The 12479-nt window shown below is 47.5% G+C and carries 11 protein-coding genes; 9 read left to right on the top strand and 2 right to left on the bottom strand.

All coding sequences use genetic code 11. From position 1 onward, the window contains the following. The first annotated feature begins 56 nt into the window (after window positions 1-56). From FIU82_RS06400 to glsA, 4 genes are all read left to right on the top strand, one after another. The gene (locus tag FIU82_RS06400; protein WP_152440635.1) at window positions 57-1352 is read left to right on the top strand and encodes an anti-phage deoxyguanosine triphosphatase; all 1296 of its coding nucleotides are present in this window, start codon (window positions 57-59) and stop codon (window positions 1350-1352) included. 90 nt (window positions 1353-1442) lie between these two features. Further along, entirely contained in the window at window positions 1443-2534 is a 1092-nt protein-coding gene (locus FIU82_RS06395) for a YdiY family protein (RefSeq protein WP_022943652.1), read from the top strand. A gap of 8 nt (window positions 2535-2542) precedes the next feature. Next, on the top strand, window positions 2543-3931 hold the full coding sequence (locus FIU82_RS06390; protein WP_152440634.1) for a DcaP family trimeric outer membrane transporter: 1389 nt from the start codon (window positions 2543-2545) through the stop codon (window positions 3929-3931). Window positions 3932-4335: 404 nt separating this feature from the next. Further along, window positions 4336-5343 carry a glutaminase A gene (gene glsA, locus FIU82_RS06385; RefSeq protein WP_022943650.1) on the top strand — a complete coding sequence of 336 codons (1008 nt, stop codon included), beginning with the start codon at window positions 4336-4338 and terminating at the stop codon, window positions 5341-5343. A gap of 113 nt (window positions 5344-5456) precedes the next feature. On the opposite strand, the gene FIU82_RS06380 is transcribed toward glsA, so the two are convergent. Beyond that, window positions 5457-5894, bottom strand: coding sequence for a hypothetical protein (locus tag FIU82_RS06380; RefSeq protein ID WP_026110933.1), 438 nt, complete (start codon window positions 5892-5894; stop codon window positions 5457-5459). A 316-nt stretch (window positions 5895-6210) separates the two neighbouring features. On the opposite strand from FIU82_RS06380, the gene xthA reads away from it, so the two are divergent. The 3 genes from xthA to rlmA are packed head-to-tail and all read left to right on the top strand — an operon-like array spanning window position 6211 to window position 8452. Beyond that, a complete protein-coding gene (gene xthA, locus FIU82_RS06375) occupies window positions 6211-7014 on the top strand; it encodes an exodeoxyribonuclease III (RefSeq protein WP_045978660.1) in 804 nt (267 codons plus the stop codon). A gap of 8 nt (window positions 7015-7022) precedes the next feature. Beyond that, window positions 7023-7646, top strand: coding sequence for an energy-coupling factor ABC transporter permease (locus tag FIU82_RS06370; RefSeq protein WP_130144894.1), 624 nt, complete (start codon window positions 7023-7025; stop codon window positions 7644-7646). Further along, window positions 7643-8452, top strand: coding sequence for a 23S rRNA (guanine(745)-N(1))-methyltransferase (gene rlmA / locus FIU82_RS06365; protein ID WP_152440633.1), 810 nt, complete (start codon window positions 7643-7645; stop codon window positions 8450-8452). Before FIU82_RS06370 ends, rlmA begins: the two co-directional genes overlap by 4 nt. Here rlmA and yfbV read toward each other — a convergent pair. After that, window positions 8437-8883, bottom strand: coding sequence for a terminus macrodomain insulation protein YfbV (gene yfbV / locus FIU82_RS06360; protein ID WP_022943645.1), 447 nt, complete (start codon window positions 8881-8883; stop codon window positions 8437-8439). The genes rlmA and yfbV overlap by 16 nt on opposite strands. A 177-nt stretch (window positions 8884-9060) precedes the next feature. Here yfbV and FIU82_RS06355 point away from each other — a divergent pair, with 177 nt between their 5' ends. Together FIU82_RS06355 and pta are read left to right on the top strand one after the other, a co-directional pair. Continuing rightward, the gene (locus FIU82_RS06355; RefSeq protein ID WP_152440632.1) at window positions 9061-10263 is read left to right on the top strand and encodes an acetate kinase; all 1203 of its coding nucleotides are present in this window, start codon (window positions 9061-9063) and stop codon (window positions 10261-10263) included. After that, complete coding sequence (gene pta / locus FIU82_RS06350) at window positions 10263-12428, top strand: phosphate acetyltransferase (protein ID WP_138510216.1); 2166 nt, start codon at window positions 10263-10265, stop codon at window positions 12426-12428. The genes FIU82_RS06355 and pta overlap by 1 nt, the downstream gene beginning before the upstream one ends. Window positions 12429-12479: the final 51 nt, after the last annotated feature.

Genomic DNA, 12479 nt, shown 5'->3' with positions numbered 1-12479 from the left:
TTGTTTTATTTATAGTTTACACTTTGCACAGTGCAAAGGATCAGATTGAGGAAGCCATGCAGCATATCTGGCAACAACGGCGCGCCGATGAACACAAACACCGCCCAAATGACAATCGCTCACCTTGGCAAGTGGATCGCTCACGTATTATTCATGCCGCAGCGTTTCGCCGCCTGCAAGCCAAAACCCAAATTATGGGTATTGGCCTGAATGACTTTTATCGCACTCGCTTAACCCACTCTTTGGAAGTTTCGCAAATTGGCAGCGGTCTATTGCGTCATCTCAGTCGACAACATCCAGATATTACTTGTCTTCCTGATGAGTCATTACTTGAAACCTTGTGTTTAGCCCATGATATTGGTCATCCACCATTTGGCCATGGCGGTGAAATTGCCCTGAATTATATGATGCGCGAACACGGAGGCTTTGAGGGCAATGCGCAAACCTTGCGAATCGTCGCGAAGTTAGAGCCCTACACTCAGGGCTACGGCATGAACCTAACCCGACGCACTTTACTGGGGTTTATAAAGTATCCAGCGCTTATTGATACACTTTGGCACACTCACCCAGAGCAAAACGCCAAACAACAATTTATAAAAGCGCACGATTGGCGCCCGGCGAAAGGCTTATACAATGATGATCAAGATTTGCTTGATTGGATTTTAGCGCCGCTCGATGACTCACAACGCCAACGCTTTACCAGCCATGAGCAGTATGATGCATATCGCCACAAAACCCGTTATAAATCACTCGATGCGGCCATTATGGAGTTGGCAGATGACATTGCTTATGCGGTGCATGATCTTGAAGATGCGATTGCCACCGAGCAAATCACTGTCCACGATTGGCAGGCTCATGGCGAGCCAGCACTTGCTCAAATCGATTGTCCTTGGCTAGATGACAGCCGCATCACTGAACGGCTTTTCTTTGGCTGTGAAGCGCAGCGCAAAGACATCATTGGTGAGTTAGTTAACTTGTTCATTACCCAGTCCCGACTTGAGCAAACAGACAGCTGCTTTGGATGCGATATTTTGCGCTATCAAGTGACCCTGCCCAGCGCTTACATGAGTTTATTAAACGCGCTCAAACACTTTATTTATAAACGCCTTATTCGCGCCCCCCATATGCAGCAAATTGAATTCAAAGGACAAAAACTAATCATGGAATTATTTGCCGCATTTGCCAGTGATCCCCTACGCTTGCTGCCGGAGACAACAGCATTGAGTTATCGTAAGGCCGAGCAACAGGGCGACAACCCTTTACGCGTGCTATGCGATTACCTCAGTGGCATGACCGATGAGTATGCATACAAAACTTATCAACGGTTGTTTGCGCCGACCATCGGTGTTTAACTACATAATAGGAACACAGCAATTGCTTTATGTTCGTCTAAACTAATGAAGTAATAACGAAAACGTCTGAGTATTCAAGGACCGACACCAATGCATTACCCTTTATGCTTACTGGCGTTGCTCATAAGTACTAGCAATAACGCCAACACAACCAGTTCGTTGCCTGATACCTTACTTGAGGAGCGTCAGGTCGTTATCAAACAAGCCGACAAATACGACTGGTTACGCCTAAATTCCGGAGAGTGGCTTAAAGGAGAGCTGAAATCGCTCTATGACAAAAAGGTGGAATTTGAAAGCGATATTCTCGATACCCTGATCATTGATCAAGAAGATATTTATATGGTCATATCTGGGCGCTCTCACAGCGTGCGCTTTAATGACGGCACAGTGCAACAAGGGTCGCTGAATATATCCGGTGGCTATGTGGTTGTGGGAAACAGTCCCTCGCAATATCGCTATCAAGACTTAGTTTCTATTGCTCCTAGTGCAGAAGACGAGCTGAGCGCTTGGTCTATCAAGGTCGGCGTAGGCGCGAATTTAAGCAGAGGGAATACCGAACAAACCGAGCTCTCGGCCAGTGTTGATATAAAACGTCGGACGGCCAGTAATCGGTTACTCATTACCGCGCTGGCAGATCGTACAGCAAACGACGATAAGGTGACTGAAAACAATGTCCGAGCGAATGGCACCTTTGATTGGTTTTATACCAGCTCACTGTATTTTCGCCCGGTATTTTTTGAGTATTACCGCGACCCTTTCCAAAATATCGATAACAAATACACCCTGGGTGCTGGTTTTGGCTACTACTTAATAGACACAGATAAACTGGAATGGGATATCGGTGCGGGGCCAGCCTATCAACGAACCGAGTTTAGTGATGTCGCTGCGGGGCAAGATACTAGTAATTCCTCCACCTCTTTTTATTTTGAGTCAAATTTGGATTACGAATGGCGCACCAATGTAGATTTAAAGTTTGACTATCGTTTTACCTTTGCCGAGAACGCCTCAGGTGGTAATGCTCAACATGCTCTTGCTGGCGCTTCTATTGATATAACTAACGACATAGATTTGGACTTATCATTGGTGTGGGATCATCTTGCCTCCCCTGTGGCTAATGCCGATGGCAGTATTCCAAAGCAGGATGACTACAAGATGATTGTTTCTTTGGGTGTTGAACTTTAGGAGAGCCAATGAAATTTCTGCCATTAAATGTTGTCACCGCAGCGCTCTTGTCTGCGCTGTGCTACAGCGCCAATAGTCATGCACAAAGTATAGAGCAGCGTCTCAGTGCGCTTGAGCAGCGCCTCAGCGAGCTAGAAAAGCAGTTGGCTGCTAAAGATAAAAAAATCGCTGCATTGGAGCGCGAACAAAAACGCACCCAAGTAGTGGCCAATAATGCCAAGGTCTCAGCGATAGAGGCGCAGCAAGTGCTCTTTAATGACACCACCCGACCGAGTCACCGGTTTGCCGCCCCCGCCAAAAGTATTCGCTTAAGCGACTCAACGACGACGTTGCAACTAGGTGGACAAATTTGGCTTGATGCTATCTATAATCACGGCGAAATGACGAATCGTGCCGGCTTTCAAACCTCTTCTATTGCTTATGATGACAACACCACCAACGACAACACGCTGTTGAGCGCCGGCCAATCTAAGCTGTCGTTTCGCAGCCATACGCCCACCCACTATGGTGATATGACCACGCGTTTTGAATTCGATATGTTTGATGACCAAGGTAATGCCGATTTTCACCTGACTCACCTGTGGGGTGAGCTTGGGAATTGGGGAGCAGGACAAACCTTTTCCGGGTTTATGGACATTAATTCCTTCCCCAACATCATTGATTATTGGGGTCCCACTGCCATGGTGTTTACCCGTCAACCACAAATCCGCTATCGCACTGAACAAAGCGCATCGGGGGCAACATGGATGGTGACCATGGAGCGCTCTGACGCCGACTTGGCATTTCCTCGAGATATCGACCCCGCGACCCTCTCTTTCGATGAGCAGAACGATTGGCCAGACGCTACACTCAGTTATCAGCAGCGTTTCACAGATGGCTACATAAAAGCCGCCCTATTACTACGTAGCTTAGGCTTTGAAACATCGACCCAAGAAGACTCGGTAACTGGATGGGGTATCAATGTCACCGGCAATTATGCCCTTGATAAAGCACATTTATTGAAGTTCCAATTTGCAACTGGCGAAGGCATCGCCCGCTATATCAATGACCCGTGTTGCAGTATATACAGCGCTATCACCGGGGGCAGCGATGCAGGCTTAAACAGCAACGGTGATTTACAAGCAATCGGTATCAGTGGTGGGTTTGTGTATCTCGATAAGCAATGGAGTGAGCGCTTTACATCTAGCCTAGGGTTAAGCTACGTCGACGTTGACAACCTTGCTACGCAACATGCTAGAGCATTTAATAACAGTCTCTACAGCACTATTAACCTTATTTGGAACCCAACTATGATGTCCCGTTTAGGCGTGGAGCTACAATACGGGGAAGTAGAGAATTTTGCCGGTGAGCAGGCTGATAACCTGCGCCTGCAAACCTCATTTGGCTTTAAGTATTGAAGCGATGATTTACTAGGGTCTGTTGATCTTTGCTGTTCTATTTTTGTTCTGTTTGAGCGTGCTTTTATCGCGGCGCTCGATGTGTGGCCTAGTAATCTAAGCGAATATTGAGCAACAATGAGAAAAGTGCGCTCAAAAGAACCGTTCGGCAGCGCTTGATTGGCTTTCTACTGTGTTATCGGCTGGCTCACATAGAATAACTATGCCACGCAGCCTCTGCCTTGTATAAAACCAATCAAACTGCTGCAAAAACGAACTTGAAAGGTCAACAGACCCTAGTGTTGTCGCTTAGCAAGCATTTAATCTTTGGTTCATAAGGCGCGTGCTTAAATCGCCGCCCTGATGTTATGGCCTTTTTATCGGCCCGGGTGTGTGCTCAACACCCTTAATAGGACAGTGAAACAATGAAAACGTGGATAAGTTCAGCCTTTTTATCATTCATTATTTTGTGCAGTACCGCCTGTTTGGCTCGCCCTTATGACCCACAGAAGGTCGAGCAAGTGCTCAATACTGCTCATGCTTTATACAAAGATACCAATGCAGGAGCCAATGCCGATTATATTCCGGCTTTGGCCAAAGTGGACTCCAGTTTATTTGCCATTGCTATCGTCACCGCTGATGGTCAAGTATTCACTCAAGGGGATATTGATGCCACATTTTCAATTCAGTCCATTTCGAAGGTATTTACGCTCGCCTTAGCCATGGAGCAGCAAGGCAGCGCAGCAATAGTCGATAAAATCGGCGTCAACGCCACAGGATTGCCATTTAATTCTGTTGCTGCCATCGAGCTGAACCAAGACCGCTCAGTCAATCCACTGGTCAATGCCGGGGCCATGGCTACAGTGAGTCTGCTAGAAGGTGATAAGGCGCAGCAAAAATGGCAGTCGATTGCTACTTGGTATGATCAATTTGCTGGCCGAGAGCTGGCGGTGATGAACGAAGTATATCAATCAGAATCGGCAACCAATGGCCACAACCTCGCTATCGCTGAACTGCTTAAGTCTTATGACCGCTTCTACGGTGATGTGGATATGAATTTAGATATCTATACACGTCAATGTTCAGTGGGAGTGACGACTAAAGATCTCGCGATGATGGCTTCCGTACTCGCGAATGGTGGCACGCACCCAGTCACTGGCGAAGCGCTAATGACAGCAGAAAATGTTCAACGTGTGCTGGCGGTGATGGCTACCGCAGGGCTTTATGAAACCAGTGGCGACTGGGCGTTTCAAGTAGGCTTACCGGCCAAAAGTGGTGTCGGTGGTGGCATTATCGCGGTGATGCCAGGCAAGTTTGCTATTGCTGCTTTTTCACCAAAACTTGATGAGGCTGGCAACAGTGTTCGCGCTCAGCGGGCGATAGATTATATCGCCGATAAGGCCAACGCCAACGTATTTAGTCATCTTGATTAATTGTCCCTATCCGCATTGACTTCGTATCAACGATGCAACGAAAAACGCACCTTTTTCAAGGTGCGTTTTGATATCCAACTTGTGGAAAATGACTGAGCGAGCTCAATCACTCATTAGATTGCAGCATTACGGTAACGCTTAACAAATTCTTTAACCGGCTGACCATTACAACGAAGGTTAGAAAGACGCTTGTTCTGTAGGCTTAGTGTGCTTAAACCTTTTTGCGCAGCTTCCAAACATAGTTGTGTTTCTCGCTGATTATTTTTAGCGTAAAGACTCACTGCAGTGTCGCTATTTGCATTTTCAACCGTCACATTTTTAGCGATATCACGAATATCTTGACCGTTGCAGTACAAACTAGAAGACACTCGGCTTACACGAATACCATGTTTTGCGCCTAGCTCTTTTGCTGCCGCTAAACCTTGGTTCGCAGCTGCTACGCAGACCTGAGACTCAATACTGTCGTTTTTAGCAAAATAAACACGCTCTGTGCTGGCAAAAGCTGAAGTAGCGAATAAACAAGGGATAACAAGGGCAGTAAGTTTGGTCATGTAAGACTCCACAAAAATGAACGGGTGATCAAAATTTGAACTGAATTTTATATCCACAAAATACGATGTCAACTGCATTAGCTATGCAATTAAAAATATTTTAAAGAATTAACAATTCATATACGTAATCACATTTATCATGTAACAAATGCTTAATAGCTGTACTTTTTGCTCACAATTCAATCATCTTAAAAATGTCGACTTGTTCAGTAAGACTGCATTTTTAATTGAAACAAAAGCCTAGCCATTTTTACTTGTCGACGGGCTTGGTATACTGCCAACAACGCCGTTATTTAGTGCAAAAGGATCTCCGGACATGAAACTTATCTCATTTAATATCAATGGCATTCGCGCAAGGTTACACCAACTGCAGGCGCTATTGGAAAAACACAACCCTGATGTCGTTGGCCTTCAGGAGATTAAAGTACATGACGACTTATTCCCTGTCGCCGATGTTGAAGCCATGGGCTACCACGTGTATTTTCACGGGCAGAAAGGTCATTACGGCGTGGCAATGCTAACCAAAAACCCCGCTAAGCAGGTGAAAAAAGGCTTCTCTACCGATACCGATGATCATCAAAAACGGATGATTGCCGTTACTGTGGAAGATAGCCATGGTGATGATGTTACGGTGCTAAATGGCTATTTCCCGCAAGGCGATAACATCAATCATGAAACCAAGTTCCCTTATAAACGACAGTTTTATGCTGATTTGATGACTGAATTGGATAGCCATTACCACGCTGACAGTAAATTAGCCGTTATGGGGGATATCAACATTTCCCCAACCGACCTAGACATCGGTATTGGTGAAGCGAATAAAAAGCGTTGGCTAAAAACCGGAAAATGCTCATTTCAACCACAAGAACGCGAGTGGCTGGATACACTGCTGGCCTGGGGCTTGGTCGATACCTATCGCCAATGCCACCCAGATACGGACGACCAATTTTCTTGGTTTGACTATCGTTCGAAAGGCTTCGATGATAACCGAGGACTGCGAATTGATGTAATTTTGGCGACCAAGGCATTGGCGAGCACCCTGAGTGACAGCGGCATTGATTATGAGTTAAGAGGCATTGAAAAGCCTTCTGATCACGCCCCAATTTGGAGCACTTTTTAAACGCAGCCATGAGCTATATCATACTTGCAATTATCCTTGCCCTGAGCATCGATAAAGCCAGTTTAACGGGGTTGATAGCGCATCCTGCTCGGCAAAAAGGCTTATTTGCCTGCGCCTTAGTACTGGCACTACTTTGGCGTATCAAGGCAGGTATATTCCCGGGCCTAGATATCCATATTCTTGGCGTCACTGCGGTCACTCTGATCTTAGGCTGGCGCCTAGCGACACTGGCCAGTGTATTAGCAACGGCCTTGTTGCTGGCGTTTTCCGTGGTCAGTATTGAAAGTGCAGCAACCTTCATCATACTGACGGCGCTGATCCCTATTTATTTTAGCTATTTGTTATTTATTGTGGTGTATCACGCCCTTCCCCGGCATCTGTTCATCTATATTTTTGTTTGTAGCTTTTTGTGTGCAGCATTGGCCAATTGCCTGAAAATTTTTGTCGGTGCCGGCTATTTTTGGTTTATCGGTAGTTATGATTGGGTAACGCTCACTGAAAACTACCTATTTTTAAGCGCCCTGATCTGGTTTCCCGAAGCGATGCTAAATGGCATGGCCATGACATTGATGGTGATCTATCGGCCACACTGGGTGCGCACCTTTTATGATAAGGAATACCTCTCTCAATGAGTGCTTACTGTTGTCCTCTTTGTCAGCAACCGCTGCAACGTCAAAACCAAGCATTGATGTGCGCCAAGGGCCATCAATTTGATTATGCCAAAGAGGGATACGTCAACTTGCTCCCGGTACAGTTTAAAAAATCCAAACAACCTGGAGATAACCAGGACATGGTGCAGGCGCGAAGACGATTTTTAAATGCGGGCCACTACCAATTTATGCGCGATGCGCTGGCACGAGAAGTCTCGGCGTGTTATTCGGGAACAGGTTATGTTGTCGATATGGGCTGCGGTGAAGGCTACTATAGCGCAGCGATGGCAGCACAATTCCAAGACCCAGAGCTTGTTCATGGCATTGACATTGCAAAACCTGCCGTGCGTTATGGAGCCAAGCGCTACCCTGGTTGTCAGTTTGCCGTGGCGTCAACCAAACAAATGCCCATGGCCAGTGGCTGCGCCAGTGTGGTGAGCAGCGTATTTGCCCCTATTTTCGCCGATGAAAGCGCACGCTTGTTACAGGACAACGGCCACCTTATTGTTGTTTCGCCAGGGCCAAGACACTTAGCGCAGTTAAAAGCGCTCATATATCAACAGGTGCGCGAGCACACTGCTCCTGACACACCGCCCGGATTCAATCGGCAACGGCAACAGTTGTTACAACAGCAAATTTCATTGCCTGGAGAAGATGCCAGAGATTTAGCCCTGATGACACCCTTTGCATGGAAGTTCAGTGAAATTCAAATGGCAGATTTGGCAAGCGCCGATGAGGTGACTATCGACGCCGAGTTTTTCATTACGGTGTATCAAAAAATATCCTGACGAAAAGCTTTGTCCATTTTTTCAAACATATCACGGAGCAACTTAGCCAACTCCATATAGCAAGGTTTAGTTTTTGCTGGTGCTCCTTGATATCCTTGTGCAGCCATCTTCTCGTGAAGTTCACGATACCACAGTGCCATACTTGGTGGCAGCGGTGTCTCAGCACGTTTTCCGAGCCATAATAAACCTTGCACCGGTAAAGACAAGATCAGTAAGGCGCATGCAAGAGCGGGCCCCAAAAACTGTTGCCCCAACACCTGAAGCTGAATCACTAAACTTGTCAGTGCCACCGCAGGCATGATTTTGATAGCGAAGGCCGTGGCATTCACCACCCTGTTTTCTATAAACAGCGGCGCTAGCTCACGCCGTAGCGGCCACACTTTAGTGTACTGGTGACCTTGCTGTATTTGCGAAATAAGACTTTTTTGCATTTGCGCCTCTAACAACTAACGCTATGTCTGAAATTAAGGTAAAATATATATCACCTATCAATTATACCTTAGTCTAGTTTTGCACTAGGTTCACCTAAGGATTATAGCTAATCTTTTGGCGCCCGACTAAGTTCATTGATGGGTTCACGTTCCTACATTCAACCACAGGTCTATTTAATGTCTGTACAACACGTCCTCGTACTCAATTGTGGCAGCTCAAGTTTGAAGTTCGCTGTTATGGATGCCAACTCTGGCGATGAACTACTCACTGGATTAGCAGAACGTCTGCACAGTGACGACGCCACCTTAAAGTATAAATTTGCTGGCGACAAGCATACTAACGCCTTACCTAAGGGCGCCGATCACCAAACAGCGATCGATACCCTGGTCACGCTTATTGGTAATTTCTCTTTGAGCCAACATTTAATCGCCGTAGGTCATCGTGTGGTGCATGGCGGCGAACAATTCACTGGCTCGCAGATTATCACTCCCCATATTATTGATGCCATTACTCAAACTGCACAATTAGCGCCATTGCATAACCCAGCAAACCTAACGGGCATTCGTGCTGCACAGGCGGCATTTCCTGAGCTCGTTCAGGTTGCCGTATTTGATACCGCCTTCCATCAAACGATGCCTAAGCACGCTTATTTGTATGCCTTGCCTTACTCATTATATGAGCGCCATGGTGTGCGACGTTACGGCTTTCATGGTACCAGTCATGCGTATGTGAGTTTAATGGCTATTAAAGAGCTTGGATTAGATGCAGATAACAACCGCATCATTAGTGCCCACCTCGGCAATGGCTGCTCGGTGTGTGCGATAAAAAATGGCCGCAGTGTTGACACCAGCATGGGGCTCACCCCTTTAGAAGGCGTGGTGATGGGCACTCGCAGTGGTGATATCGACCCGGGACTGTTTGACTTTCTGACTAACCAACTAGGTTATGCCAGTGCAGAAGTCAGCGACATACTCAACAAGCAAAGTGGCTTGTTGGGGATCAGCGAATTATCCAATGACTGTCGCACCATAGAAGAGGCGCATGTAGCTGGCAATGCCAAGGCTACCCTGGCCCTGGATATTTTCTGTTACCGACTGGCTAAGCAGATTGCTGCTTATTTAGTACCGCTTGCTGGTCTCGATGCACTTATCTTTACCGGAGGCATTGGCGAAAACTCAGACATTATTCGCGCTAAAGTGCTCGCCCATTTAGCCTTTTTAGATATCCATGTTGATCCAGAGAGTAACCTTGCGGCCCGCTTTGGCAACCTAGGCGTTATTACCACGGCAACCAGCCGTGCTCAGGCGGTGGTGATCCCCACCAATGAGGAGTGGATGATTTGCCAAGATGCCGCTCGCCTAGCAAAAGGAGTATCATAATGTCACGTCGTATTATGCTAATTCCCGTCTCCACGGGTGTCGGCCTTACCTCTGTATCCGTGGGCTTAGTGAGGGCCTTGGAACAAAAAGCCATCAAAGTAAACTTCTTTAAGCCCATTGCCCAACCCCGTCGTGGCGAGTGTGGACCTGAGAAATCGACTGCGATCGTGAAAATCGGCTCTAGCATCAATCCACCGGAGCCATTTTCTTTGACCTACGCTGAAAATATGATTGGCGATGGCAAAGGAAATACCTTGCTTGAAGAGATCGTTGAGCGTTTTGAAAGTGCAATTCATGATGATGAAATTGCCATCATTGAGGGCATGGTACCAACCAGAAACCAACCTTATGCGGGGCGTGTGAACCGAGAAATAGCCCAGACTCTTGGCGCTGATATTGTGTTTGTAGTGACTCCCAGTAATGACTCTTTAGAGGAGTTAGAGGACAAAATTGAGATAGCCGCTGGCAATTACGGTGGCATCAGTCACCCGCGTGTGCTTGGTTGTATCTTTAACAAAGTGAATGCGCCGCTTGATGAGCAAGGCCGAGCACGGGCCGACTTGGTTGAGCAATTCAACCCGGAGCAACTAGAAAATGAGCTGCACCGTTTAGCCTCGATGCCGCTATTTCGCCGGCAACCCTTTCGCTTGCTCGGTAGCATCCCGTGGGATTTCGAGCTGGTCGCTCCAAGAGCCATCGATTTAGCACAGTATCTTGATGCTAAAGTGATTCATCAAGGCGATTTATTGCATCGGCGCTTACGTCGCGTAACCTTTTGTGCGCGCACCGTGTCTAACTTACTTAACCATATCTCTCCCGGGGTGTTACTGGTTACACCGGGGGACCGTTCAGATGTGTTAGTTGCAGGTTGCTTATCGGCGATGAACGGCACCAAGATAGGAGCCATTTTGCTCACCGGTGATATTGAACCTGAGCCCCGTATTATGGCGCTGTGCCAACAGGCTATGGAACAAACTGGCCTGCCTATTTTGGCTACCGAGCACGATACGTGGCGCACGTCATTATTGCTGCATAACTTTAACCTTGAAGTGCCCTGCGATGATGAGCAGCGCGTTGATAAAGTTAAGGCGCATCAAGCCACCTATATCGATAGCCAGTGGCTCGATAGCTTGGCGCAAAGTTCGCAGAAAACACGTAAACTCTCGCCGCCAGCATTCCGTTACTTGCTTACCGATAAGGCTCGTAGAGCCAACAAAACCGTAGTCCTGCCGGAGGGCGAAGAGCCACGCACCATCAAGGCTGCGGCTATTTGTGGTGAGCGCGGCATTGCCCGGACTGTGCTACTGGGCGACCCTCAAGAGATAGCGCGTATCGCTGAGCAACAGGGCGTGGAACTCAATGACTATGTTCAACTTGTTGACCCTGACAGCATCCGCGCTAACTACGTTGCACCTATGGTTGAGCTTCGTAAGAACAAGGGTCTTACCCATGTTGTCGCCGAGGAATTGCTGCAAGATAACGTTGTGCTGGGTACCATGATGTTAGCCGAAGGCGAAGTCGATGGGCTAGTGTCTGGGGCTGTCAATACCACGGCCAACACCATTCGCCCACCGCTGCAGTTGATTAAAACGGCGCCAGGCTCATCACTGGTATCATCGGTCTTTTTCATGTTGTTGCCAGATCAAGTACTGGTTTATGGCGATTGTGCTATTAACCCAGACCCAACGGCGGAGCAATTGGCAGATATTGCTATCCAGTCGGCAGATTCAGCAGCCGCTTTTGGCATTGAACCTAGGGTGGCGATGATCAGCTACAGCACCGGTAGCTCGGGCGCGGGCGCCGACGTCGAAAAAGTACGCACCGCCACTGAATTAGCGCAACAAAAACGTCCCGACCTTATCATTGATGGGCCCCTGCAATATGATGCCGCGATCATGGAAAATGTAGCGCGCAAAAAGGCCCCAAATAGCCCAGTAGCCGGACAGGCAACGGTGTTTATATTTCCTGACTTGAATACCGGCAATACCACCTATAAAGCTGTACAACGAAGCGCCGAGTTAGTGAGTATTGGCCCGATGCTTCAAGGCATGCGTAAACCGGTGAATGACTTAAGCCGTGGTGCCTTAGTGGATGACATCGTCTACACCATTGCACTGACAGCAATTCAAGCACAACAAGCGGCTGAGCAACTGAGCGACGCCTGAACAATAATCAGGCAGCATAAATAAGTGCTGCCTTTTCATAAAGTTACAGAC

Origin of the sequence: Pseudoalteromonas sp. THAF3 (assembly GCF_009363775.1) — a bacterium.
GTDB lineage: Bacteria > Pseudomonadota > Gammaproteobacteria > Enterobacterales > Alteromonadaceae > Pseudoalteromonas > Pseudoalteromonas ruthenica.
Note: the sequence above shows the minus strand (reverse complement) of the source record. Positions and strands in the feature narration are given on the sequence as shown.

Excerpts from the sequence above, each read along its gene's own strand:
- FIU82_RS06380 (WP_026110933.1), bottom strand. The coding sequence starts at position 5,894 with ATGACCAAACTTACTGCCCTTGTTATCCCTTGTTTATTCGCTACTTCA.
- glsA (WP_022943650.1), top strand. The coding sequence starts at position 4,336 with ATGAAAACGTGGATAAGTTCAGCCTTTTTATCATTCATTATTTTGTGC.
- xthA (WP_045978660.1), top strand. The coding sequence starts at position 6,211 with ATGAAACTTATCTCATTTAATATCAATGGCATTCGCGCAAGGTTACAC.
- rlmA (WP_152440633.1), top strand. The coding sequence starts at position 7,643 with ATGAGTGCTTACTGTTGTCCTCTTTGTCAGCAACCGCTGCAACGTCAA.
- FIU82_RS06390 (WP_152440634.1), top strand. The coding sequence starts at position 2,543 with ATGAAATTTCTGCCATTAAATGTTGTCACCGCAGCGCTCTTGTCTGCG.
- FIU82_RS06395 (WP_022943652.1), top strand. The coding sequence starts at position 1,443 with ATGCATTACCCTTTATGCTTACTGGCGTTGCTCATAAGTACTAGCAAT.
- FIU82_RS06355 (WP_152440632.1), top strand. The coding sequence starts at position 9,061 with ATGTCTGTACAACACGTCCTCGTACTCAATTGTGGCAGCTCAAGTTTG.
- FIU82_RS06370 (WP_130144894.1), top strand. The coding sequence starts at position 7,023 with ATGAGCTATATCATACTTGCAATTATCCTTGCCCTGAGCATCGATAAA.
- FIU82_RS06400 (WP_152440635.1), top strand. The coding sequence starts at position 57 with ATGCAGCATATCTGGCAACAACGGCGCGCCGATGAACACAAACACCGC.
- yfbV (WP_022943645.1), bottom strand. The coding sequence starts at position 8,883 with ATGCAAAAAAGTCTTATTTCGCAAATACAGCAAGGTCACCAGTACACT.
- pta (WP_138510216.1), top strand. The coding sequence starts at position 10,263 with ATGTCACGTCGTATTATGCTAATTCCCGTCTCCACGGGTGTCGGCCTT.